Below are 24,546 nucleotides of genomic sequence, written 5' to 3'. Positions count from 1 at the left end.
GTCAGTCTGGCGGATCATCGTCGGGCGGTGGCAGCGGAAAGGCCGCCAGCACCTCGAACCCACCCAGCGGCAGCGGCCCCGCGCTGATCGTCCCTTGGTAGAGCCTGACACGTTCGGTCATGCCGATCAAGCCGTGACCGCCGGACCGGGAGCTCCCGGTGGCCGTGGCGCCGTCGTTGGTCACGCGAAGGGCCAGCGTGGCGGGGCCGTACGTCACCCGGATCTCCACCCGGGCGCGACCGGCGTGCTTCAGCACGTTGGTCAGGGACTCCTGGACGATGCGGTAGGCGCACATGTCGAGGCCGGGCGACAGCGCTCTGGCCTCGCCCTCCACGATCACCGTGAGCGGCAGGCCGGCCGCGCGGATCCGCTCCGCCAGGGGTTCGAGGCTCTGCAGTCCGGGGGCCGTGGTGTAGAGCCCTTCGTCCTCGTCGTCGGCCTCGATCCGCAGGATCGACAGCAGCCGCCGCATCTCGGCCAGCGCCTCGTGGCTGGTGTCGGCGATGACCCCCAGCGTGGCGTGCGCGGTGGCCGGGTCGGTCAGGGCGACGTAGCGGCCGAGCCCCGCCTGTACGGAGATCACCGACATGTGATGGGCGACGACGTCGTGCAGCTCGCGGGCGATCCGTACCCGTTCGTGGGTGACGGCGCGGCGGGCGGCGGCGTCCTGCTCCCGGTGGAGCTGGTCGGCCAGTACGGCGAGCTGCCGGGTACGTTCGGCCAGCAACCGCGTGCTCGTGCCCGCGCCCACGGCGTAGGCCGCCACCAGGAGTGACTGCCCGAACGCCGACCACAGCGCGACGTCGGGCTGGCGGACCGACGCCTGCGTCCACTCCGTCACGACCAGCGCCATCCCGGCCAGGGTGAACGCCCAGGAGCGGTGGGCGGCGACGGTGTAGAGCGTCACCAGCGGCCCCATGCTGTTGAGCCCGAGGTGGTAGCCCAGCATGTGGTAGACCAGCGCCGCCCCGGTGGAGACCACCAGGACGGCGACCGGCGACCGCCTGCGCAGCGCCACCGGCGCGTTCACCAGCACGGTCAGGGACAGCGACAGCGTGTCCGGGGGCCGCCCCTTGCCCGGGTCGTGCATCTCCCACAGCCAGGTCCCGACGACCAGCGCCAGGGCCAGGGCGCCGTCGAGGAGCAGGGGGTTGACCGCGGACACTCGCCGGACGAGCGATGCGGCGCTGATGGGCATCCGCCACGCTAACTCCAGGACCGGCCGTTACGCATCTACCTGGGGTTTACCTCGGCTGCCGCGGAAGTTGCAGCCCAGCTCGCGCCGGAAACCCCGGCGGGCCCGCGCCGCACGTCGCGTGCGCGAGAAGCCCGTCCAGCGGCCGGTGACCGCGGGCCCCATCCCGTAGCAGAATGTCATGGGGGCAGTTTTCGCAGGTGAGAGGGAGTGAGGCGGCGTGCTGAACAACATTCGGCCCCGCTCATATGCCGTGAACGGCTTGCGGATCCTTGCCGTCGCAGGCGCCTATTTCGCTGCTGCGAAGGTGGGGTTGGCGCAGGAGCTGGTCGGCGGGCAGGTCACGCCGCTCTGGCCGCCGACGGGCATCGCGCTGGCCTGTCTGCTTCTCATGGGCGTCCGGGTCTGGCCGGGGATCACTCTCGGTGCGTTCCTGGTCAACTTGACGCTCGGGCCGTCGTTGCCCGCGGTCGTGGCGATCTCCGTGGGGAACACCTTCGCTCCGTTGTGCGCTTACCTCCTGCTCGTTCGCGCGCGTTTCTGCAATGAGCTGGATCGGTTGCGGGACGCGCTGGCGCTGGTGTTCCTCGGCGCCTTGACCGCGATGCTGATCAGCGCGACGGTGGGCAGCGGCGTGCTCCTGCTCGCCGGCACACTGCGAAGCGGTGACTTCTGGCCGACGTGGTCGGTGTGGTGGACGGGCGACGCGATGGGCGTGCTCGTGGTAACGCCCATTCTGCTGGTGCTGCGCACATCCCGGACTCCGTGGGACGCTCGTCTGTCCCGTTGGGGCGAGGCTGTGGCCTTGGCCGTGGGCACGCTCCTCGTCACGGTGTTGGCGACGGTGAGCTCCATCAGCCTGCTCTTCCTCGTCTTCCCGTTCCTGATCTGGGCCGCCCTGCGTTTCCAGCTGGCGGGCGCCGCGGCCTGCGCGCTGATCGTGTCGACGGTCGCGATCGTCGCGGCCGCGCATGGTTCAGGCCCGTTCGCCGAGCACGAGCTCCTTACCAACATGGTCACTCTTCAAGCGTTCAACGGGGCCGCGGCGCTGACCGCCCTGTTGCTGGCGGCGATCATCGCGGAGCGAAATCAAGCCCATGAGAGGCTCGAGCACATCTGTGCGCGCCTTACTGAGGTCGCGGACCGGGTCGACCGGGAACGGACCGCGGCCCAGCGGTTGCCGCCCGAACCCGAAGTTCGGCACAAAAGCGGCTGATGTCATAACGATCTAGCGTACGAAGACGTTCGGCTGGGCCGGGGTGGACATGCCGTTCCCGATGAAGTAGCTCGGGTGCGGCGGCTGATTGTAGGCGGTGTTCTGCCAGGCGATCGCCACCCGGTACATCGGGTCGTGCATGAGGGTCCACAGCCGCCGGGTGGTCACGGTGGGGGTGCTGTAGATCCGCAGCGCCGTCTCCGACGTCGTCGGCCAGACGACCTCCTCGCGCCAGTCGCCGAACAGGTCGGCGGACAGGGACGGGGTCGACTTGGTGCCGTTGTTGGCGTGCACGCCCGAACCGGTGAGCAGGCGGGTGTCGGCGCTGGTGCCGTACTTGTCGATGTGCGTGCCGTCGAGCAGTTCGCGGACCGGGTCGGCGTCCCACCAGATGAGGAAGTTGGTCGAGCCGGGCTTGCGGCCGATGTTCGCGCCGGAGGTGTTGAGCAGACCGGAGACGGCCGACGACCATGATTCGGCGCCCGCGCTGCCCGCGTACACGTCGTCGGACACGCCGCGCCCGTTGTCGCACCCGCAGGAGGGGTTCGTCCAGATGACGGCGCCGGTCCGAGCGTCGACCATCGAGGTGGCCGGCTGGTTGGTGTTCTCGTGCGGCTTGAACACCTCGAGGCCGGAGCGGGCCGGGATCAGGTCGCCGACGTGCAGCGCGTCACCGTGGAACAGCCGGGTGTTCCACAGCGGGCTCCCGTTGTCGTCGATCGCCTCCGAGCCGTAGATGATCTCGTCCCTGCCGTCGGCGTCGGCGTCGGCGATCGACAGCTGGTGGTTGCCCTGCCCCTCGTACTGTGAGCCGGACACGTTGGAGTCGAACGTCCATCGCTGGGTCAGCGCTCCGTTGCGGAAGTCCCACGCGGCGATCACCGTCCGCGTGTAGTAGCCCCGCGCCATGATCAGGCTGGGCCGCTGCCCGTCCAGGTAGGCCGTACCGGCCAGGAACCGGTCGACCCGGTTGCCGTAGGAGTCGCCCCAGCTGGACACGGTCCCGCGCGGCGGGTTGTAGGTGACGGTGGACATGGCCGCCCCGGTCTGGCCGTTGAACATGGTCAGGAATTCGGGCCCGGACAGGACGTAGCCGGAGGAGTTCCGGTAGTCGGCGGACGCGGAACCGATGACCCGGCCGGTGCCGTCCACGCTCCCGTCGGCGGTCTTCATCGCGACCTCGGACCTGCCGTCGCCGTCGTAGTCGTACACCTGGAACTGGGTGTAGTGCGCCCCCGCGCGGATGTTGCGGCCCAGGTCGACGCGCCACAGCCGGGTGCCGTTCAGCCGGTACGCGTCCACGTACACATTCCCGGTGTAGCCGGACTGGGAGTTGTCCTTGGCGTTGGACGGATCCCACTTGAGCACGAACTCGTAGCGGCCGTCGCCGTCCAGATCGCCCACGCTCGCGTCGTTCGCGCTGTAGGTGTAGGCGACTCCGTCCGGCGTGGTGCCGCCGGCGGGCCGCTGGATCGGGACGTCCAGGTACCCGTTGGCGAACTGCGTCGCCGCCGCGGACGGCGCCTGCTCCACCCCGCCGACCACCGCGCGCACGGTGTACGTGGAAGTCGCCGCGGCGCCGGAGTCCAGGTAGTTCGTCGAACTCGTGATGGGCGATGAGGTCAGCAGGGTCGAGCCGCGATAGACGTTGAATCCGGTGCTCATGCTCTCGCTGCCGAGCAGCCGCCAGGACACCAGGTTGCCGCTGCCGGAATGGACGCTGATCAGGCCGCGATCCAGGTTCTCCACCTGCCTGGCCGCGGCGGCGGCCGACGCGGTGCCGACGTTCATGGTCCCGGTCAGGGCGAGGACCACGGCGGTCACGAGAGAGAGGGAGCGCCTTCGCGCGGGAAGCATGCCTGCTCCTTTCGAACCTGATCAGTAGACGTAGGGCCAGCCCGCGCTGTCGTAGGCGATGAGGTTGATGCCCAGCAGCGAGGCGCCGTTGTCGGCGTAGTAGTGATAGAAGAGGACGTCGGCGTCGCTGTCCGTGATCACCGCCTGGTGCCCCGGCCCGTGGACGCTGCCGTGCCCGGCGAGGACCTGCGTGCCGCCGCCGGAGGTCATGGCGGTGCCGTTGCGGTCCACGTACGGGCCGGTGACGCTGGTCGACCGGCCGACCATGATCCGGTACGTGCTGGACGCGCCCCGGCAGCACAGGTCGAACGAGACCCACAGGTAGTAGTACGACCCGTGCCGGAAGATGAACGGCGCCTCCACGGCCGTACTGCTGCCGGTGCGCTGCGCGATCGAGTAGAGCGCGGTCCCGCTACGCAACCCGGTCGAGGAGTTGAGCGGGATCAGCTTGATGCCGGTCCAGAACGAGCCGAAGGACAGCCACCAGTTGCCGGCGGCGTCCGTGACCAGGTTGGGGTCGATCGCGTTGTAGCTGCTGGAGGAGGTGGTGGAGATGACCAGTCCCTGGTTGGCCCACGTACCCGAGGCGCCGGTGGCACTGGTGGCCAGGAAGATCGCCGAGTTGCGGGAGCCGAACGTGGAGGCGGCGTAGTACATGTAGTACTTGCCGTTGTGGCGGGAGATGTCCGGCGCCCACAGACTGGCGCCGCCCCCGGTGTAGGGCAGCGTCCATGACGCGCCGCCGGGGAAGGCCACACCCGCGTCCCGCCAGGCCGTGCGGTCGGTGGACGTCTTGAGCGCGATGTTGTCGCCGGTGTTGGCCAGGAGGTAGCCGCTCGACATCTTCACCACCGCCGGATCGTGCACGCCGATGCTGCCGGTCACGTACCCGGGATTGGGATAGGCCGCCGATCGGAGTCGGGACGCCGCCGCACCGGCCGGATGGACGGCGACCACCGCCGCCACGGCCACGACCAGCACGGTCACCAGGGAGAGGATGGGTCGCGCCATGTGCCACCTCGCTGTTATCGCTAACACTTGAGGGGATCGCCGGTGAGTCTTCTCGGCCGTACGGGGAGCGTCAAGGCGCGGGCTCGGGATCTCCGGGTCTTGCCGGGTCAGCTCAGGTGTGGCCGGTGAAACGTTCACCCAAAAGTGGGAGTGGCAGCGACGGTGTCCAGATCCAGGTGAGCCCACCGGCCAGGTGCACCGCCGACGGGAGCACCAGCGGCAGCGCCGCCACCGGCGCCGCCCACCGGCGCACGTGGGCGGTACCACCGTTCAGGGCCGCACTCCGGGCCGGTCGGTGATTCCGATGGCGAGGCGGACGGCGAGGCTCATGATCCGGTCCGCCAGCGAGGCGGCGATGTCGTCGGCCAGGGGCCGGGTGAGCCGCCGCTCGGCATAACCGTGGATCGGCCTCCTTCACCGATCGCCCCGAAAGTGTTCGCTCCCCATGCCCGGCCCGGCGCCGGCGCGCCGAATGATCGGTAATAGCTTGGGGGCCATGAGACTTCTGTCGGTGAACGTCGGCCGCCCCATGCCCGTGGACTACACCGATGCCCCGGGCGGGATGACGGGCATCGACAAGCGCCCGGTGACGGGGCCGGTCCAGGTGTCACCCGTCGGCCCCAAGGGCACGGCGGGCGGCGGCGTGGCGGGAGACGCCGTCTGCGACCGCCGCTTCCACGGCGGCGGTGACCGGGCGGTGTACGCGTTCGCGCGCGAGGACCTGGACGCCTGGGAGCAGGCCCTCGGCCGTACGCTCGCCAACGGCGCCTTCGGCGAGAACCTCACCACGTCCGGGCTGGACGTGACCGAGGCGCTGATCGGGGAACGCTGGCAGGTGGGCTCCGACCTGGTGGTCGAGGTGAGCGCCGGCCGGATTCCCTGCCGCACGTTCGCGGGGTGGGTCGGAGAGCAGGGCTGGATGAAACGGTTCATCGAGGTCGGCCGCACCGGCGCGCTGCTACGGGTGATCGCGCCGGGAGAGATCCGCGCGGGCGATCCGATCACCGTCGTCCGCCGTCCCGACCACGACATCACGGCGGCTCTGCTGCTCCGCGCCGCCACCACGGAGCGCCACCTGCTCCCGCGCACGCTGGCCGCCGCCGAGTGGATGGAGTCCGAGCTGCTGCGCGTTGCCCGTACATATACGGAGAAGTACGGCTGAGCTGGGTGCCGGCTCGCGCGGCGGGATCACCCCAGCAGGGACCAGGCGAAGTAGCCCTTGAGCGGGACGCACGACGTGGTCGACATACAGGCGGCCGGGCCGCTCTCAAACGTTTGATGATCACCTTTAGTGGGAATCCCGGTTCCCGGGTGAAATACCACCCACAGTCTCCGACGGGGAGCTGATCCGCGTGGCAGAGGACGCCGGGTCGAGCGATGCCGAATGGCCCGCGAATCTCAACGTGGAAGAACTCCTGCAACAGGGATGGCGCCCCACCCCGTTCCGGCAGTTCATTCTCAAGCTGCACAGCCGCTGCAACCTGGCCTGCGACTACTGCTACATGTACGAGATGGCCGACCAGGGCTGGCGCCGCCAACCACGTCGAATGGCTCGCGTGACGATCGACCGCGTGGCCGGCCGCATAGCCGAGCACGCCACGACGCACGGCCTGAAAAGCGTCGAGATCATCCTCCACGGCGGCGAGCCTTTGCTGGCGGGAATCGAGCACACCCGTTACGCGGTGACCGCGCTACGCGAGGCCCTCGGCGACGTCGAACTCGTGGTGCAGGCGCAGACCAATGGCGTCCTGCTCGATGAGGCGTTCCTGAGCCTGTTCGCCGAACTGGACGTGCACGTCGGAGTCAGCCTGGACGGTGACGCCGAGGGGCACGACCGCCACCGGCGCCGCGCGACGGGCAAGGGCACCCACGCGGAGGTACGGGCCGGGCTCGAACGGCTGACGGCCCCCGGATACCGCCACCTGTTCGGCGGCCTGCTGTGCACGCTGGACCTGGCCAACGACCCCGTCGTCACGTACAAGGCGCTGCTGGAGTTCCACCCGCCGATGATCGACTTCCTACTGCCGCACGGGAATTGGGACGCTCCGCCGCCGGGTCATTCACGCTGGAGCACGCCGTACGGCGACTGGCTCGTCGCTGTCTTCGACCGGTGGTACGCGGCGCCGGTGGGTGAGACGCAGATCAGGTTGTTCGGCGAGATCATCCGATTGCTCTGCGGCCGGCCGTCGCGCAGCGAGGCGATCGGACTGTCACCTGTGGCGGTCGTGGTGGTGGAGACGGACGGCAGCATCGAGCAGGTCGACACGCTCAAGTCCGCGTACGAGGGCGCGACGGGCACCCCGCTGCACACCTTCCGCGACTCCTTCGACACGGCGCTGCTCCTGCCGTCCGTCGCCGCCCGGCAGATCGGCGCCAGGGCGCTGTCGGCCGACTGCGCGTCCTGCGAGATCGCGCGGGTCTGCGGCGGCGGGCTCTATCCGCATCGCTACCGCTCGGGCAGCGGGTTCCGCAATCCGTCCGTCTACTGCCGCGACCTGTACCGGCTGATCACCCGCATCCGGGACGTGGTGACCGACGACGTGGCCCTCCTGGCGAGGTCCGCCCCGGCGGACCCCGTCCGATGAGCTCGCGACGGTGGATCGGCTAGAGCGGCGGTGGATCCGCCGGCTCGGCGGCGGATCGGCTAGATCGGCGGCGGGTCGAAGTCGCAGTCGAGGTGCCGGCCTTCGCCGGCCACCTGCGCGTCCCGGTGCTCCGGCCCCAGCGTCTCGGCGAAGAGCCTCATCGTCTCCTCGAAAAGGGCCTGGGACTCCTCTTGATGCCCGGCCGCGGCCAGGTCGGCGGCCAGGTTGGCGGCGGCGGCCAAGGTCGTGGGGTGACGGTCACCGAGCAGCCTGCTCAGCCGGTGGTGGGTGTCCTTGCCGAGCGTGCAGGCCGCCTTGATGTCGCCGAGTGCGGCGAGATCGCTGGCGAGGTTGATGGCCACGGTCAGGGCATAGTGGTGGTCCCGGCCCAGCCTCCTTTCGAGCCCCTCCAGCGCCTGCTCGTTCAACTCCCGCGCGGCCTGCGGCCGGCCGAGCACGCGGTGCAGGAGCGCCACGTTGCTGACGCAGCCATAGTTGTACGGGTGCTCCGCCCCGTACATGTTGGGGTTACGCTCCATGGTGTCGGAGGCCAGGACGAGCGCCTCCTCCAGATGACCATTGTGGCGCAGGCAGTTCGACAGGCTGGTGGCGGCGGCGAGCGTGCCCGGATGGTCGAGATCGTAGACGCGCACGTAGCGCGCGTGCACGTCTCTGGCCAGTTCGAGGGCGTCGTCGAGCTCTCCCGACCGGAGCTGGGCGATGGCGAGGTCCTTCTGCGTGAGCAGAATACGAGGGTGGTCGGGGTCCAGCAGCTCACGGCCGTAGGCCAGCGCGTCCTCCCCCACGTCGCAGGCCTCGACATAGTCGCCGCACTGCCGGACCGCCCGGCCCAGGCCGGTCCACAGATTCAGCACAGTGCCCCGGCTCACGCCCTGGCCCGGCAGCTGCGCCGTCCTGAGCGCCTCGTCCAGCAGCGCCCTCGACCCTCGGTAGTCGCTGGTGAGGCCGTAATCGATCGCCAGGTTGTTGATGGCACGGAGCGTGAGCACGTGGCCATCCCCGAGCACCGACTTGTGCAACCGCACGGAGTCGGCGTCATGGTCGCGCGCGTCAAGGAACAATCCCCGCGCCCGCAGGTCGGCGCCTAGGCCGTTGAGAAGAGCCAGAGTGTCACGGTGCTCGTTGCCCATCGTGCGCCGCATGGTGACCAGCGTGGCCGAATTGAGCTCGAAAGCGTCGTTGTACCGGCCCAGACTGCGCAGCAGGTCACCCCGCGCCCGCTGCGCGCGGAGCACGTGCGGGTCTTCAGGCCCGGAGTCGGCGGTCCACTGCCGCAGGAACGTCTCGACATGGCTCTGCGTCGCCTGGTGGTTGCCGGAAGCGCTCAGGTAGGTCAGGACGTCGAGTGCGAAATCGCGTACGTCCTCCCGGCGGCTCACCGCCACCCGAGCCGGCCCCACATGGGCCAGTAGCCCTTCGTAAACCGACCAGTTCGCGGGATCGTCGGGACCCTTCGGAGCCGCTCCGACGAGCAGGGAGTGGACCTCGGACTGGATCTCGTGCCGGGTCTCGGAAGTGAGCTCCTCACGCAGCAGCGCCTGGATCAGCCGGTGGACCTGCAGCGTACGCTCCCCCGCTGTCCCGGAGTCGATCCGTACCAGGGCGTATTTGCCCAGCCTGCTGATGGCCTTGCTCAACCGGATGGGGTCGGCCAGGAGATGTGCGATCTCCGGGCGCACCGGGCCTTCGACCGGGCGGAAGACCGCCCGCGGGATGGGCTCGGGCCCGAAGGTCGCGCAGCAGCGGAGCAACTCCATGGCTTCGGGCAGGTGTTCCCTGAGCTTGGTCACGGATAGTCCCCACGCGGCCGTCATGGAAAGCGGGTACTCCGTCGGCTTGCCCTCGCTCAACAGGCTCGTCGTCCGCTCCGCGAGCAGGCGCAGATACTCATCGGCCGACATGCCCGTCTCGGCCTGCAGAGCGGCCGACTGCTCCAGCGCCAGCGGGAGGTCGCCGAGCGCTTCGGCCAGCTGGTCGGCATCCTTTTCGGCGATCGGCCGACGCATGCGCTTCTTGAAGAACTCCACGCTCTCGGCCCGTGGGAACACATCGACGGCGACCGTGTCGACGACGCTTTCCCAGCGATGGTTGCGGGAGGTGATGAGAACGTGCCCCGGCCCTGGGGGAACGATCTCGCTGAGGTCCTCCGGCTCGTCGGCGTTGTCGAAGATCAGCAGCCATCGGGAGTACGGCTCGCCGCGACGCAACGCCTCCAGGACGGAGTTGGCGGCTTCCTCGATGCCCGTTGTGGTCGCCGGGGCCACTCCCAGTTGCGGGGCGAGTCGGGCCAGCGTCGATCGCACCAGGCCGGGCTGGTCCGCGGGAATGTACCAGACCACGTCATAGCTATCACGGAACCGGTAAGCGTACTCGATGGCCATCTGGGTCTTGCCGACACCGCCCAGACCGTGCAGGGCGTGCGGCACCATCGCGGTGACCTGTTCGCCGATGCCGCTTCGGAGCCTACTGAGGAGTGCTTCGCGTCCGGTGAAGTTCCTGTTGCGCGGAGGGACGTTCCACACTGTGGGAAAGCCACCCGTGGTCGGCCATGTGCCGGGCAGCTGTGATTCCATCACGTGTTCCGCCCTCCATCCGCTGGGCTCGTATGCGAATCGCGAAAAGCTATATGGCAATGTCAGGCAAGAGGTAGGTAAAGACGATAGTCGCCAGGATGGCGGGCGGATAGGGCTCGCAGAAGTGGATCGTTATCGGTTCGCCTTTTCCGCGGATACGGCACGGCAATAAATGCGAAACAATATGGAGGGTATGCGTTTAGCTGAAAATGTGATATTTCCCTGTTGAGTGCGCCTCGCGCGCGGGGGATCACAGCCTATGAGGGAGTGCACATGCAGCCGAAGGTTGCCAGCCGTCAGATCGATGTCATCGACCTGTCCATGCTCTCCCACCCCAGCCTGGAAGGACTCGGCGACTCTGTCTTCGCTCAGGCGTTGCGCGAGTTGCTCGAGCCCGGCCAAGGGGAAGAAGAGGTATTCGCGCGATTCGACAGCAGCACGGCGCCGCCGCGCGCGAAGTCATCGTGATCGGGTGCGGAGGTCGGCGAGGATAAGCGCCTCCACTCCGATTTCGGCGATCCCGAAGAGCTTTCCATCGGATGGGGATGCCGTATTATTGCAGCACCCTTGAGGGGCACGGCGTCACAATTCTCCTCGATCAAGGTCTCACCCATGACTGCAATCTCCGAGGCTCACCATCCGCGACACGGCCCCTTCGTCGGAGCCCGGCCTTTCGACGCCCGCGACGAGGCGCTGTTTTTCGGGCGGACCGAAGAGATCGCCGAACTGACCGATATGTGGCGGCACAATCGGCTGACGATCCTGCATTCCGACGCCGCCGCGGGCAAGACGTCGTTGCTGCGAGCGGGCATCATCCCCGCGCTGCGATCGGCGAACGAGCGCGTGCTGCCGATCGGCCGCGCCTCGTCCTCCCGCGTGTGGCCCACCCCGGCCCTGCCCGACCACAATCCGTACGTGCTCGCCCTGCTCTCGTCGTGGGGGACGGACGAGCCGCCCTCGCGCATCGCGGGTCTGTCCGTCGACGACTTCCTGCGAAAACGGGGAGGCACCGACCGGCACGGCGCACCCGAGCCGACACTGGCCGCCATCGACCAGGTCGAGACGTTCCTGCGGCAGGCGGCCACGAACGAGCACCACAGGTGCCGCTTCCTGGACGAACTCTTCGAGACGCTGGACGAGCGGCCGAACCTGCGTCTGCTCCTGTCCGTGCGCACCGATTACCTGGACGAGTTGCTGCGCGTGGTGAAGGGTTTCGGAGGGCACGCGTACGCGGAGTTCTGCCTGCGTCCCTTCACACCGGAGACCGCCGCCGAGGTGATCCGCCTGTCTTCGGAGGCCACGGGCAACCGGTCCGCTCCGGACCAGGCCAAGGGGATGCTCGACGAGCTCCGTACGATCAGGGACGAAACCGGCAAGGCGCGGGAGCGGACGTTCGCGATCGACCCCCTTCTTCTGCAGGTGGTCGGGGCCTACCTGTGGGGGGATCCCCCGGCCTTCGAGCGATTCGCCGCCGCGGAGCTGGACATTGAGGTCGATCGAGCCCTGGGCGACTTCTGCGCGCGGATGCTCGCGGCGGTCGCGGCGGACCACGAGCTGTCGCCGAGCCGCCTGCACGCCTGGTTACGGCGGGCAGTCCTCTTCGAGGGCGGCAGGGGGGCCTGGTCGCCCGCGAAGGTCACCGCCACGGTGGTGCACGCTCTGGAGGACCGGCACCTGATCAGGGCTCCCCACCAGAACGGCCTGCGCATGCACGCGCCCCGCCAGCGACGGCTGCTGGGCCCGCTCCGCCGGCTCGATGCCGGACAGTGGCCACCTCCTCCGGCGGGCTCGGCCCCCCTCCTGCGCGCCGCCTTACAGGCAGACTTCGAAGGAGAGCCCGGCCGGGCCCACAGGCTCGCGAAGGAGGCCGCACGCGTCTGCCCGCCGGAGGCGATGCGGACACGGGCCGAGATCGAGTCGCTACTGGGCAACCTCGCCTACGAGCAGGGGCTGCTGGATGAGGCGATCACGCGCTACCACAGTGCGGCCAGCGTCTACGAGGCTCTTCACGACAGCACAGCGGTCGGCTGGCTGCTGGCGGCGGTCGGCCGGATCGCGCTCGCCCAGGGCAGGCAGAGCACGGCGATCGAGGAGCTGCGCGCCGCCGTCAGCCGCGTCCCCCACGACCCCCTCGTGCAGACCAGCTTCGGGCAGGCGCTGTGGGAAGCGGACCAGCCCCGGGCAGCCCTCTCCGTGCTGAGCGGCGTGCTCGATCGTGAGGGAGACGCCCCGGAGGCGCGGCGGACGCGGGGCGAGATTCTGGCCCATCTCGGCGACGCGGAGTCGGCGTTGCGGGACATCGAGCAGTCCCGCAGCCGCTGGCCCCAGCCGTCCACCCGGGTGGCCCGCGCGCTGGCGCTGGCCACCCTGTCACGTACCGAAGCGGCGAGCAGGGAGCTCGACGGCGCCGTGACCGATACCGAGGACAGCGGGCCCCTGCTCCTGAGCGCCGCCCGGGCCCGTAAGCTCATCGGGGACATCACCGGGGCGGCTCGGCTGATCGACCGGGCGAAGTCGGCGCAGCATCCGCCACTCCCACAGGACCAGCTCAGGATCGCTGAACGCCTGCTGGAGGACTCCTGATCCCGGACACGGCCTTGGTGGCGCTCATCACCGGGAGCAGTGCGGTTCTGGCCGCCCTGTCCGGAGCCGCCTGGTCGGTGGTGACGGAGCGGACCAGAGCCCGCCACGCGCGCGTGGCCGCGAGGGAGCTTCGGGCGGCGGAGCGGGAGGACGCAAGCGCCCGCGAACTGCGTACGGCGTTCGCGGACGCGCAGACGGCCGTCCTGCAGCTCGGGCTCACCGTGGGCATCTCCCTCGACATGCGCAGCAGCAGGAACGCACGCCTCGACGGCGAGGACCTGCCTGCCCAGCTCCGTCTGGTGCGGACGGAATATCTGGCGGCGAAGGTGGCGATCGAGCGGTTGTGGCCTCTGTGCCCGCCGGAGCGGCACCGGAAGATCAAGGAGCTGAGTGACGCCGCCAGCGAGGCGTTCAGTTATGCACGGTCTGTAGGGAGCCCGATGGCCGCGGCGGAGAAGGTCGAGGTGGATCTTCAGGAGAGCCTGCGCGCGCTGAGCGACGACATCTTCCCCAAGCCATGACCCCGGCGAGGAGCCCGACGAGCACGGCCACGACGACGGCGGCCAGCTGGGTGCCGAGACCGGAGACGAAGTAACCGCTCGCCAGCCCGCCCAGCGGCACGGCGCCTCCCGAGAAAAAGCGGCTGACGCCGGTGACCCTGCCCAGCATGTGTTCTGGCACGTGCTCGGCCTGGTACAGAGAGAGGGCGACGTTGACGTGCGCGCCCACGAACCCGATCCCGCCCCAGGCCAGCGGCAGCAGCAACGTGACATAGACCGCCGAGTCGTGGTCGGTCACCGCGAGGAGCAGGCTCAGCAACGGCCACGCCCAGACGCACCTGACGATCGCCCGCTCCGGCGTCAGCCTGCACAGCAGCCGGGGCGCCGTGAATGACCCCAGCACCCCGCCGAGCCCGGTGGCGGCGACCACGCAGCCGATCATCAGGCTCGACAGGCGCAATTGGTGGAGGACCAGCACCAGCACCAGGGCCAGGGTCTGGAAGAGGAAGTTCGCCAGCGTGCAGACGAACACCACGTGCGGCAGGAATCCGTCCTTGCGCAGAAAGGCCAGGCCCTCCCAAAGCTCGCCGGCCAGCTGCGCGAGCCGCAGCGGTGTATCCGCCGTGGGCGGTTTGAGCCGATGTTTATCCATTCTGAAAACCGCGAGGACTGATACGAGGGAGGCAAGCATGTCAGCCGCGAACGGTAGCCAACGGAATGCGTCGAACAGCAGCCCGCCTAGCGGGCGGCCCAACAGCCCGGCCACGTGGATGCGGGCCTCGTTCTTGCCCATCGCCCGCGGCCGGTGAACACCCGGGACGAGCCGCGGGATGACAGTCGTCTCCGCCGTGCTGTAAAAGACGGCACAGACGCCCTGCGCGACCACGAACATCACCAGTAGGGACGGCAGGTACGGCAGGCCGCCGAACACGAGCACACTCGCCGTGAGCAGCGCGGCCAGCGCGGCTCGTACGACCAGACTGACGATCATGACTCGGCGCCGGTCCGAACGGTCGACCAGCGCGCCGACCGGCAGGTGCAGCAGAAGCCGCGGCAGCGTCGCCGCGGCCGTGACCCAGCCCGCGAACACCGGCGAACCACTCAGGGACAGAGCCAGGAGCGGAGCGGCCATGGTGGCGTTCATGAGGCCGATCTGCGAAATCGCCGAACCGCTCCACAGGAGATTGAAGTCCCGCTGCCAGCTGGAGACGGGACGCCTGATGGACGGTTCGCCCTCAGTACTGTCGGCCACCTCTATTGCTACTCCCTGGTGACCGGACAACAAGCGACAAAGGCCACGGAATGGTCATTGCACTGGCGAAAGAACCACCAGGTTTAACGGAATACAACAGGGTTCGTAATCTACACTCCGCACCGGAAAGAGAGGTTCTCTAGAGGGGAAAGCTGGTGCCCAGGTCGCCCTTGCGGATGCGGGCGGCGTACCAGAGGGCGGAGTCCTTCGGGGTGCGCTTCTGGGTGGCGAAGTCCACATGGACGATGCCGAACCGCTGCCCGTACCCGTGAGCCCACTCGAAGTTGTCCAGCAGCGACCAGGCGAAGTAGCCCTTGAGCGGGACGCCGCCGTTCACCGCCTCGGCGCAGGCGTTGATGTGGCGTTCCAGGTAGTCGACGCGGTCCGGGTCGTGCACCGCGCCGTCCTCGCTCACCTCGTCGGCGAAGGCCGCGCCGTTCTCGGTGATGTAGAGGTCGAGGGCCGGGTAGTCCTGGTGCAGCCGCTGGAGGAGTCGCAGCAGGCCGTTCTCGTCGATCTCCCAGTTCATCGTGGTGCGCTTGCGGCCGCCGTCCACCCAGCGGACGTGCTCCGCGCCGATCCACGGCGTGCTGCCGGAGGGTACGGGTTCGCCGGCCGCCACCAGGGCGGGGGAATAGTAGTTGACCCCGAGCATGTCGATCTTCCGGGAGATGAGCGCCAGGTCCCCGTCCAGGACGTGGGAGAAATCGCTGTGGGGCGCCAGGTCGCGGACGACGTCCTCGGGGTAGGCGCCGCGCAGCACCGGGTCGATGAACAGCCGGTTCTGGATGCCGTCTATCCGGCGGGCGGCGTCCGTGTCCGCCGCCGACTCTGTGGCGGGCGTCACGTACGACATGTTCAACGTGATGCCGATATTTCCGGACAAGATGGGGATGGCTAGGCCGTGGCCCAGCAGGAGGTGGTGCACCGCCTTGACGGCCTCCGACGGCTCCTGACGCCCCGGCGCATGCTCCCCGTTGGCGTACCCGAGCAGGCCGGCGCACCACGGCTCGTTCAACGTCGTCCAGTTCGCCACCCGATCACGCAACGCCGTATGCACGATGTCGGCATATTCCGCGAACCGATAGGCCGTGTCCCGGTTGGGCCACCCGCCCGCGTCCTCCAAGTACTGCGGCAGGTCCCAGTGATAGAGCGTCGGCCACGGGGTGATGCCATGCTCCAGCAGCGTGTCCACCAGGCGGCGGTAGAAGTCGAGGCCCTTCTGGTTGACCACCCCGCGCTCCGGCACGATCCGCGGCCACGCGACGGAGAACCGGTACGCCCGCAACCCCAGCTCCGCCATCAGCCGCACGTCGGCGGCGTAACGGTGGTAGTGGTCGCAGGCCACGTCACCGTTCTCGGCGTCGCGCACCTTGCCGGGGACGCGGCAGAAGGTGTCCCAGATGGACGTCCCCCGGCCGTCCTCCGCGAACGCGCCCTCGATCTGATAGCTGGACGTCGCCGCGCCCCAGAGAAAACTCATGCCTTGACGGCCCTCTCCATGATGCCGCCGAGCTGATCCGGCGGCGGACTCCGCTAAAGGTCGTGACCACCAGCTCGATCGTCCCGCCCGCATCGGCCGCTGGGCCACACCTGACCTGTGCCGATCGGTGCCTCAACTGCCTGGGAGCGCTCCCATAAACGGTAGACCATCACCAGTCCCGGAGAGAAGAGGGCCCATGGGATGGATATTTACCACTACCTAATCCCTTGACCGTATCTAGGGTGGTCAGTAATGATCACGCCGACGCTCCCCCAGGCGCCCCCACTGAAAGGTGATTTAGTGCGATTTATCGCAGCAAAAGCCGCCGCAGCCTTAACCGCGGTCGTGGCCGCCGTCCTGGCCGTACCACCGCCCGCCTCGGCCGCCGCCCAGCTGATCGGCAACGGCGCCTTCACCAGCTCGACGGCCCCTTGGCAGACGATCGGCCAGACAACGGTCACGGCCGAGTCCGGCCGTATGCGGGTGAACGTGACGTCCGTCGTCGCCAACCCGTGGGACGCCATGGTGACCAGTCCGACCACGACCGCCCTGAACGCGGGCAAGAGCTACACGCTCTCCTTCGACGCGTACTCCACGACGGCCTTCAAGGCCACCACGACCGTGCAGTACGTGGCGACGCCCAGCTCCAACCAGTCGCTGGCCGCGCCCGTCCAGCTCACCACGGGCAGCAGGCGCTACAGCATCCCGTTCGTGGCCGCCTCCGCCACCAACACGGCCGCCGAGGTGACCTTCCAGCTCGGCGGGTCCGGCGGCACCCCGGCGGTCCGCTTCGACAACGTCTCGCTGATGGAGACGCAGACGACCCGGCCGACGGCCCTGTACGTCTGGGACCAGTCGCACCCCGCCCAGTACGCCGCCACCCACCAGAACACGAGCGAGGGGCAGGCCATCGGCTCGAACATCGGCAACAAGCCGATCTTCGAGTGGTTCGGCGGCTGGTTCACCGACCTCACGCTGGCCGTGGACACCTATGTCGGCGCCGCCCAGGCCGCGGACAAGCTGCCGATGCTGGTGGCGTACAACATCCCGAACCGCGACGCGTGCGCGAACCAGTCAAACGGCGGCGCGAGCGACGCGGCCGCTTATCACGCCTGGATCACCGAGTTCGCCAAGGCGATCGGCAGCAGGCACGCGATCGTCGTGCTGGAGCCCGACGCCGTCGCCGCCGCCGGCTGTGTGACCCAGATCGGCAAGGATCCGGAAGACCAGTACAAGATGCTGCTGGACGCGACCCAGGTGCTGCGCGCCCAGGCGCCGAACGCCTGGGTCTACCTCGACGCGGGCAACGCCACCTGGATTCCGGCCGCCGACATGGCTCCGCTGCTGGTCAAGTCGGGCATCGCCAACACGCGCGGCTTCTCCGTGAACGTGTCCAACTACATCACCACCGCCAACTCCGAGAGCTACGCCGTCGCGGTCAACGGCTACCTGTCCGGGACCGTCGGCGCCAAGAAGTATGTGATCGACACCAGCCGCAACGGCAACGGCCCTTGGACGGGCGTGGACAACTGGTGCAACCCGCCCGGACGCAAGCTGGGCAGCGTGCCCGCCAAGCAGACGAGCGGCGCCGAGTACGTCTTCTGGGTCAAGGTCCCGGGTGACTCCGACGGCAGCTGCAACCTGGGCCAGGGCATCCCGGCCGGCACCTTCAGCGCCAAGCTGGCCATGGCCCTGATCAACGGCACCTCGTAGCCGTTAAATAGGCCCGAAACAGCTCCGAAGCAGCTCTGGAGGGCGACGTGCCCCGGCCGGCCACGGCGGGCCGGGGTTCACGTGGCGCCGGACCGATACGACTACCTGCCGTTGACGGGCTTGCCCAGCGCGCTGCCGGCCAGCCAGTCGTCCCAGGACTTCGCCCACGGCGTCGGGCCGTTGCCGAACCGCAGCTTCCGTGAGGTACCGCTGACCTGGATGATGTCGCCCCGCTGGGTGAACTCGAAGAACCAGCGGGCGTTGGCCGGGCTGGCGTTGACGCAGCCGTGGCTGACGTTGGAGTTGCCCTGCGCGCCGGTCGACCAGGGGGCGGCGTGGAAGAAGGTGCCGCTGTAGGTCATCCGGACGTTCCACTTCGTGGGGATGCGGTATTCGCCCGGGTGACCGGTGGTCGCGGAGTCCATGATGATGTCCGCGGCCTTCTCCTGGGCGATCATGGTGCCCGAATAGCTGTCGTCGCCCGGTCTGCCCAGGCTGACCGGGATGGTCTTGACGACCTTGTCCCCGTCGCTCACCTCCGCCTCGTGCGTGCGGGCGTTCACCTTGGTGATGTGCTTGGCACCGACGGTGAAGCTCAGGCTGCGGTCCTTGGTGCCCCACACCCCCTCGCCCGCCCGTACGCCGGCCAGGTGCGCGACGACCTTGACCTTCTCTCCGGTCGGCCAGTATTCACGCGGCCGGAACTGGACCTCCCGGTCGCTCACCCAGCTCCAGGCGCCCTCGACCGGCTCGGACATCTCGACCACCAGAGCCCGCTCGATCGCGGCCCGTTCCTCCTTGCCGGTCACCGACCGCGACAGCAGGAGCTGGACGGGCATGCCCACGCCGACCTTCTCGCCGTCCAGCGGCGACATGCCGCTCTCCAGCGCGCGCTTCGGCTTCAGCGTGGTGAACTTCGCCTGGGTCGTGACCTCCTTGCCGTCCGTGCCGGTGGCCTGGGCGCTGACCGTGTACGCCGTCGAGGGGCGCAGCGGCCACTTGGGATGCCAGGTTCCGTCGGTGCCCACGGCGCCGCTCACCTCACGGCCCTTGGAGTCGGCGACGGCCAGCCGGGTGACCTTGCCGTCGGTGACCTTGACGCTGACCCCGGTGTCCGGAGTGACCTTCGTGGTGCCGTCCGCGGGGGTGATCGCCACCTTCGCCACCGGGCCCTGCGTCGTCTGGGGAGCGGCGCCAGGTGTACGCGCGCCGCCACTGGAGGTGCATCCGGCTGTCAGGACCACCGCCAGGGCGAGGGTACTGGTCAATATCGTTGCGCCGGCCTGGCCGTTCCGCATCCTTGATGCCTCCCGTGCCTGACAAGTAGTCAAATTTCACTCTAATCGGCTTTACCTATGGACCGTAGGGCTTTTGCCCTTAGCCGGGGGGATCATGCGCCTCCCCCAAGATCCCGAGGGCGGATGATCGTCACTCCCGCACATCTGTTGACAGGCGTTCCCAACCAAGCGCATGCTTCATGCTGTGACGGGGGCCACACCCCCCAGCTCTTCCGTAGCGTCGCACCGGCGCGAGGTGCCACCACGGTTGTTCCTCCGACCACCTGTGCTGCCCGCAGCGCACGCACGTTGAAGGGATCCGATCCACCATGGCCGATTCGACGCCCGCAACGCCCGCAACCCCTGCGGAAGGACCCAGCCGCCGCACCCTGCTGCGCGGCGCCGCCATCGCCGGCGGCGTCCTCATGACCGAAGCGGCCCTGGGCCGCGCACCCGCGTACGCCGCCGACCTCGAGTACGACGTGGTGGTCGTCGGATCGGGCGCGGCCGGGATGACCGCCGCGCTCACCGCGGCCAAGCGCGGCCTGCAGTGCGTGGTGGTCGAGAAGGCGCCGACGTTCGGCGGGTCGGCGGCCCGGTCCGGCGCCGGGATCTGGATCCCGAACAACGAGGTGATCCTGGCCGCCGGAGTCCCGGACACCCCGGCCAAGGCCGCCCAGTATCTCTCCCGCGTCGTCGGCGACACCGTGCCCCAAGCGCGGCAGCAGGCCTTCCTGGCGAACGGCCCGGCCATGATCTCGTTCGTGATGCGGAACAGCCCGCTGCGGTTCCGGTGGATGGAGGGCTACGCCGACTACTATCCGGAGTACCCCGGCGGCATGCCGAACGGCCGCTCCATCGAGCCCGACCAGATCGACGGGCACATCCTCGGCGCCGAGCTCGCCCACCTGAACCCGCCCTACATCCCCACCCCGGCCGGCCTGGTCGTCTTCAGCGCCGACTACAAGTGGCTGAACCTCACCCTGGTCAACCCGAAGGGCCTGGAAGTGAGCGCCGCGTGCCTGGCCAGAGGCACGGCGGCCGCGCTGCGCGGCGAGAAGCCGCTCACCATGGGCCAGTCCCTGGCGGCGAGCCTGCGCGCCGGACTGCTCGCGGCGAACGTACCGGTATGGCTGAACACCCCGCTGCTCGACCTGCGCGTCGAAGGCGGCCGCGTCACCGGCGTGGTCGTGACGCGGAACGGCGTACAGACGCTGATCAAGGCCCGCCGCGGGGTCATCGTCGGTTCGGGCGGGTTCGAGCACAGCGCGGCGATGCGCGCGGAGTTCCAGCGGCAGCCCATCGGGACCGGCTGGACGGTCGGCGCCAAGGAGAACACCGGCGACGGCATCGAGGCGGGCGAACGCGCCGGGGCCGCGCTGGACCTGATGGACGACGCGTGGTGGGGACCGGCGATCCCGCTGCCCGGCGAGCCGTACTTCTGCCTGGCCGAACGCACGCTGCCCGGCTGCATCCTGGTCAACGGCAAGGGCGAGCGCTTCGTCAACGAGGCGGCGCCGTACAGCGACGTGGTGCACGTCATGTACGACCGCAACACGGCGGCGTCACCGCACATCCCCGCCTGGCTGATCGTCGACCAGAACTACCGCAACCGCTACCTGTTCAAGGACATCGCGCCGCTACTGCCCTTCCCCCAGTCCTGGTACGACAGCGGCGCCGCCTTCCAGGCGTGGACGATAGAGCAGCTGGCGCAGAAGATCGGCGTCCCGGCGGCGACGCTGCGCGGCACGGTCACCCGGTTCAACGGCTTCGCGGCGAGCGGCAAGGACACCGACTTCCATCGTGGCGACAGTGTCTATGACCGCTACTACGCCGACCCCGTCGTCAAGCCCAACCCCTGCCTGGCACCCCTGTGGCTGGCGCCCTTCTACGCGTTCAAGATCGTCCCAGGCGACCTGGGCACCAAGGGCGGGATGCGTACGGACGCGCGGGCGCGGGTGCTCCGGGCGGACGGCTCGGTCATTCCCGGTCTGTACGCGGCCGGCAACGCCAGCGGCGCCGTCATGGGACACAGCTACGCCGGCGCCGGCTCGACCATCGGACCGGCCATGACCTTCGGCTACGTGGCGGCGAACGACATCTGAGTCAGACGCCTTCGGCCGCCAGGCAGTCACACGGGGATAGATTCTGATCACCTTCCGTAGATATCCGGACGTGACCGCCGTCGCCGGTGAACGATGGGCGGATGCTCGGCAAGCTCGTCAGGTGGCTCCTGGCGGCCATCGTTCCCCCGTCGGTGGCGGTGGCCGCGTGGGGGACGCGGATCTGGGACGACCCGGTGGTCACCGGCATCCTGCTCGCGCTCTATGAGGGCCTGCTCGCGCTCGCGCTCTTCGCCGGGCAGATCGCCGGACAGGTGGTGGAGCGCTGGCGGCAGCGGATCGTCGACAGCCTCGACCGGGCCGTGGGGCGGCGCGTCTCCCGCTTCGACAAGCGCTACCGGGAGTCCCTGCTGGGCAGCCTCCGCTACATCGATCTCAAGGGGCTGCCGACCATCGGCTACTACACCCCCGAGCTGGACGAGGTCTTCGTCGACGTGAGCCTGGCCTATCGGGCGCCGCGTGACGTACGCCAGGACGTGCTCGCCCAACTGCCTGCCGAGGTGACCGACCGCCATTCGATCGGCGACTTCCTCGACCGGCGGCGGCCCGTGGTGCTGGCGATCGTCGGCGTTCCGGGCAGCGGGAAGAGCACTCTGCTGCGCCACACCGCCCAGCAGATCTGCCGGGCCGGGCGGGGACGGCGGCGTAGCGTGCCGATCCTGCTCTACCTGCGCGACCACGCCGCCGAGATCGTCGCCGACCCGGCGGTCACGCTGCCGCGACTCGTACGGAACACGGTGGAGCCGGGCGTCAAGGAGCCGACCGGCTGGTTCGAGGAGAAGCTGCGCGACGGCGAGTGCGTCGTCATGCTCGACGGCCTGGACGAGATCGCCGGCCAGGACGACCGCAGGAGCGTCGCCGACTGGGCGGAGACCCAGATCAGGCGCTACCCCAAGAACGACTACGCGATCACCTCACGGCCGCGGGGCTACCTCTCGGCCCGGGTCGACGGCGCGACGGTCCTCCAGGTGTGCGGTTTCACCGACGAGCAGGTCAACCGGTTCGTCCGGGGCTGGTACGCCGCCGTCGAGAAGCACGGCGAGGCGGGCGAGGACGCGCGGCGGCTCGCCGAGGCCGCCGCCGACGACCTGCTCGACCGGCTCAACCACACCCCCGAGCTGTACGAACTGACGATCAACCCGCTGCTGCTGACGATGATCGCCAACGTTCATCGGCACCCGGGCGCCCTGCCGGAGAGCCGCGAGCGCCTCTACAGCGAGATCTGCCAGGTGATGCTCTGGCGGCGGCAGAAGGCCAAGAAGATCCCGCTCGAGCTGAGCGGCGACAAGAAGGAGGTGCTGCTGCGCCGGGTCGCGCACGCGATGATGCAGCGCGGGGTCCGCGACCTGCCGAGCACCGCCGTGCTGGCCGAGATCCGGCCGGCCCTGCGCCGCATGGCGACGAGGCTGACCGCGGAGGAGTTCCTGTGCGACGTCCGGTCGAACGGCCTGCTCATCGAGCGCGAGAGCGACCTCTACTCCTTCGCCCACCACACCTTTCAGGAGTACCTGGCCGCCGCGCACATCCGTGACAAGGGCCGGCCCGACGTCCTGGTCGCCGCCGTCGACGACGTGTGGTGGCGGGAGACGACCCTCCTGTACGCCGCCCGCTCCGACGCCGACCCGATCGTGGCGGCCTGCCTGTCCTCGGGCACCGTCACCGCGCTGTCCCTGGCCTTCGACTGCGCCGAGGAGGGCAGCGAGCTCGACCCCGCCCTGCGTGGGCGGCTCGACCGGCTCCTGGGCTCCGCCTTCACCCCGGACGCCGACCCCGAGCGCCGCCGGCTCATGGCCGGCGTCCTGGTCGCCCGCCATCTGCGCCACCTGACCAGGACCGGCGCCGGCGGACGCGTCTGCGCCCGCCCGATCACCGCGGGCATCTACTGGCTGTACGTGCTGGACACGCGGGCGCCGGAGCCGGACGGCCCTGCCGGGGTCGAGCCCATCGCGTACGGGCCGTGCGGCGACCACCCGATCACGGGGGTACGCGCGGGTGAGGCGGCGGCCTTCGTCCACTGGGTCAACGGAGTCACCGGCAACGAGCCCGTCTACCGGCTGCCGACCCTCGACGAGATCGAGAATCCCGTGGTGCGGCGCTCGCTCAACCCCGGGGCGCCGCCGTCGCTGAGCGTCTGGAGCGAACCCGGCGATCACCGCGCTCCCCGGTTGTGGACGCCTCCCGACGGCGGGCAGCCCTACGTCGTGGACGCCGCCACGCTGATCCGGCACGTCAACGATGACGTCCGTCACTCCATGCCGACCTTCGTCCGCCTGCTCCTGCTGCGCGCCATCGTGGGGGTCCGCGTGCTGCGCCGCGGTCTCGACCTCGTTCCCGTCTTCGACCCGGCGCTCGACCACGTGCTCGACCACGCCTTCGACCTGAGCCGGACCATCAGCCACGTACGCGGGATCGACGACGCCTTCGGCCTCGCCCATCCGGCCGGCCTCGACCAGATGGAGGCCGACCTTCGCGCGCTCAGCCAATGCCTCGACCGCGAACGTGACCGCGCCCGCGTCATGGCGGACACCCTGGCCGCGTCCTTCACCCGCGCCCGGACCACAGACCCCGGTGGTGGATGGACGGCGGCCGACGCCCTGGACGTCGTGGTCGATCCCGACCTCGTGCTCGACCACGCGCTCGACCTCGATCACGCCTTCGACCGGGCTCTCGACCGGGTCATGGGACGCGCGCTGTCACACGCCCTGGCGCGGGTCCTGCGTCTGGACACGGCCCCCGCCGACTGGCCGGCCCAGTTCGCCCGGGCGTTCGTCAAGCAGACCAGCCTCCCGGCCGGCTCGTACGTCGTGCCGCCGGACACGCTGATGAGCAGGCTGCACACGGCGGACGAGGCACTCAGGAACATCCTCGGGCCACTCGACGCGAGCACCCCGGCGCCGTGGGCGCACCGGATCGCGGACGGGCTGCGCGAGGCGGCCGTGCCGGTGTTCACCCGCCGCGAGCGGCTCACCTCCGGCACCGCGACGACGCTGCGGCTGGCGGCCCTCTGTCTGGCCGCCGAGGCCGCCACCCGCGGCGCCAACGAGCTCGCCGTCGCCTACCGCGAACTCGCGGCCGGGATCACCCTTCTCGAACAACGCTCCAACGGAGGACTGCCACCCACGGAGACCATTATTGTCGCAACCGTATGACCAATATG

17 protein-coding genes are annotated in these 24,546 nt (G+C 69.4%); 9 read left to right on the top strand and 8 right to left on the bottom strand.

What is annotated here, in order from left to right:
* Position 1: 1 nt before the first annotated feature.
* Positions 2 to 1,198 (bottom strand): histidine kinase, encoded by a 1,197-nt coding sequence (locus AB0B61_RS09155; protein WP_358429878.1) that lies wholly within the window; start codon positions 1,196 to 1,198, stop codon positions 2 to 4.
* A 217-nt stretch (positions 1,199 to 1,415) separates the two neighbouring features.
* Here AB0B61_RS09155 and AB0B61_RS09150 point away from each other — a divergent pair, with 217 nt between their 5' ends.
* Positions 1,416 to 2,411, top strand: a complete 996-nt coding sequence (locus tag AB0B61_RS09150) for an MASE1 domain-containing protein (RefSeq protein ID WP_358429876.1) — start codon at positions 1,416 to 1,418, stop codon at positions 2,409 to 2,411.
* Between the two features lie 12 nt (positions 2,412 to 2,423).
* Here the strand turns inward: AB0B61_RS09150 and AB0B61_RS09145 are convergent, their stop codons facing one another.
* The 3 genes from AB0B61_RS09145 to AB0B61_RS09135 all read right to left on the bottom strand — a co-directional run bounded on the left by AB0B61_RS09145 (position 2,424) and on the right by AB0B61_RS09135 (position 5,532).
* Entirely contained in the window at positions 2,424 to 4,268 is a 1,845-nt protein-coding gene (locus AB0B61_RS09145; RefSeq protein WP_358429874.1) for a rhamnogalacturonan lyase, read from the bottom strand.
* A gap of 21 nt (positions 4,269 to 4,289) precedes the next feature.
* On the bottom strand, positions 4,290 to 5,279 hold the full coding sequence (locus AB0B61_RS09140) for an arabinan endo-1,5-alpha-L-arabinosidase (RefSeq protein ID WP_358429873.1): 990 nt from the start codon (positions 5,277 to 5,279) through the stop codon (positions 4,290 to 4,292).
* Between the two features lie 112 nt (positions 5,280 to 5,391).
* Positions 5,392 to 5,532 carry a hypothetical protein gene (locus AB0B61_RS09135; RefSeq protein ID WP_358429871.1) on the bottom strand — a complete coding sequence of 47 codons (141 nt, stop codon included), beginning with the start codon at positions 5,530 to 5,532 and terminating at the stop codon, positions 5,392 to 5,394.
* A 243-nt stretch (positions 5,533 to 5,775) separates the two neighbouring features.
* On the opposite strand from AB0B61_RS09135, the gene AB0B61_RS09130 reads away from it, so the two are divergent.
* Together AB0B61_RS09130 and AB0B61_RS09125 are read left to right on the top strand one after the other, a co-directional pair.
* On the top strand, positions 5,776 to 6,441 hold the full coding sequence (locus tag AB0B61_RS09130; RefSeq protein ID WP_358429869.1) for an MOSC domain-containing protein: 666 nt from the start codon (positions 5,776 to 5,778) through the stop codon (positions 6,439 to 6,441).
* 190 nt (positions 6,442 to 6,631) lie between these two features.
* Positions 6,632 to 7,864, top strand: coding sequence for an FxsB family cyclophane-forming radical SAM/SPASM peptide maturase (locus AB0B61_RS09125; RefSeq protein WP_358429867.1), 1,233 nt, complete (start codon positions 6,632 to 6,634; stop codon positions 7,862 to 7,864).
* A gap of 59 nt (positions 7,865 to 7,923) precedes the next feature.
* On the opposite strand, the gene fxsT is transcribed toward AB0B61_RS09125, so the two are convergent.
* Entirely contained in the window at positions 7,924 to 10,458 is a 2,535-nt protein-coding gene (gene fxsT, locus AB0B61_RS09120) for an FxSxx-COOH system tetratricopeptide repeat protein (RefSeq protein ID WP_358430428.1), read from the bottom strand.
* A gap of 273 nt (positions 10,459 to 10,731) precedes the next feature.
* On the opposite strand from fxsT, the gene AB0B61_RS09115 reads away from it, so the two are divergent.
* The 3 genes from AB0B61_RS09115 to AB0B61_RS09105 all read left to right on the top strand — a co-directional run bounded on the left by AB0B61_RS09115 (position 10,732) and on the right by AB0B61_RS09105 (position 13,562).
* Complete coding sequence (locus AB0B61_RS09115; protein ID WP_358429865.1) at positions 10,732 to 10,926, top strand: hypothetical protein; 195 nt, start codon at positions 10,732 to 10,734, stop codon at positions 10,924 to 10,926.
* A gap of 144 nt (positions 10,927 to 11,070) precedes the next feature.
* A complete protein-coding gene (locus AB0B61_RS09110; protein ID WP_358429863.1) occupies positions 11,071 to 13,041 on the top strand; it encodes a tetratricopeptide repeat protein in 1,971 nt (656 codons plus the stop codon).
* Between the two features lie 17 nt (positions 13,042 to 13,058).
* Positions 13,059 to 13,562, top strand: a complete 504-nt coding sequence (locus AB0B61_RS09105) for a hypothetical protein (protein ID WP_358429861.1) — start codon at positions 13,059 to 13,061, stop codon at positions 13,560 to 13,562.
* On the opposite strand, the gene AB0B61_RS09100 is transcribed toward AB0B61_RS09105, so the two are convergent.
* Positions 13,453 to 14,793 carry an MFS transporter gene (locus tag AB0B61_RS09100; RefSeq protein WP_358429859.1) on the bottom strand — a complete coding sequence of 447 codons (1,341 nt, stop codon included), beginning with the start codon at positions 14,791 to 14,793 and terminating at the stop codon, positions 13,453 to 13,455. The genes AB0B61_RS09105 and AB0B61_RS09100 overlap by 110 nt on opposite strands.
* 139 nt (positions 14,794 to 14,932) lie before the next feature.
* A complete protein-coding gene (locus AB0B61_RS09095; RefSeq protein WP_358429857.1) occupies positions 14,933 to 16,276 on the bottom strand; it encodes a GH1 family beta-glucosidase in 1,344 nt (447 codons plus the stop codon).
* A 300-nt stretch (positions 16,277 to 16,576) separates the two neighbouring features.
* Between AB0B61_RS09095 and AB0B61_RS09090 the strand changes: the two genes are divergently transcribed.
* Positions 16,577 to 17,989, top strand: a complete 1,413-nt coding sequence (locus tag AB0B61_RS09090) for a glycoside hydrolase family 6 protein (RefSeq protein ID WP_358429855.1) — start codon at positions 16,577 to 16,579, stop codon at positions 17,987 to 17,989.
* Between the two features lie 101 nt (positions 17,990 to 18,090).
* Here AB0B61_RS09090 and AB0B61_RS09085 read toward each other — a convergent pair whose 3' ends face one another.
* Positions 18,091 to 19,233 carry an Ig-like domain-containing protein gene (locus AB0B61_RS09085; RefSeq protein WP_358429853.1) on the bottom strand — a complete coding sequence of 381 codons (1,143 nt, stop codon included), beginning with the start codon at positions 19,231 to 19,233 and terminating at the stop codon, positions 18,091 to 18,093.
* Between the two features lie 362 nt (positions 19,234 to 19,595).
* Between AB0B61_RS09085 and kstD the strand changes: the two genes are divergently transcribed.
* Both kstD and AB0B61_RS09075 read left to right on the top strand, forming a co-directional pair.
* Positions 19,596 to 21,371, top strand: a complete 1,776-nt coding sequence (gene kstD, locus AB0B61_RS09080) for a 3-oxosteroid 1-dehydrogenase (RefSeq protein WP_358429851.1) — start codon at positions 19,596 to 19,598, stop codon at positions 21,369 to 21,371.
* Positions 21,372 to 21,472: 101 nt separating this feature from the next.
* Positions 21,473 to 24,538: an NACHT domain-containing protein gene (locus AB0B61_RS09075; protein WP_358429849.1), complete on the top strand. Its 3,066-nt coding sequence runs from the start codon at positions 21,473 to 21,475 to the stop codon at positions 24,536 to 24,538.
* Positions 24,539 to 24,546: the final 8 nt, after the last annotated feature.

The organism is Nonomuraea sp. NPDC049158 (genome assembly GCF_040648335.1).
Lineage (GTDB): Bacteria > Actinomycetota > Actinomycetes > Streptosporangiales > Streptosporangiaceae > Nonomuraea.
The sequence above is the reverse complement of the archived record's forward strand: the minus strand, read 5'-3'. Positions and strand labels throughout refer to the sequence as shown.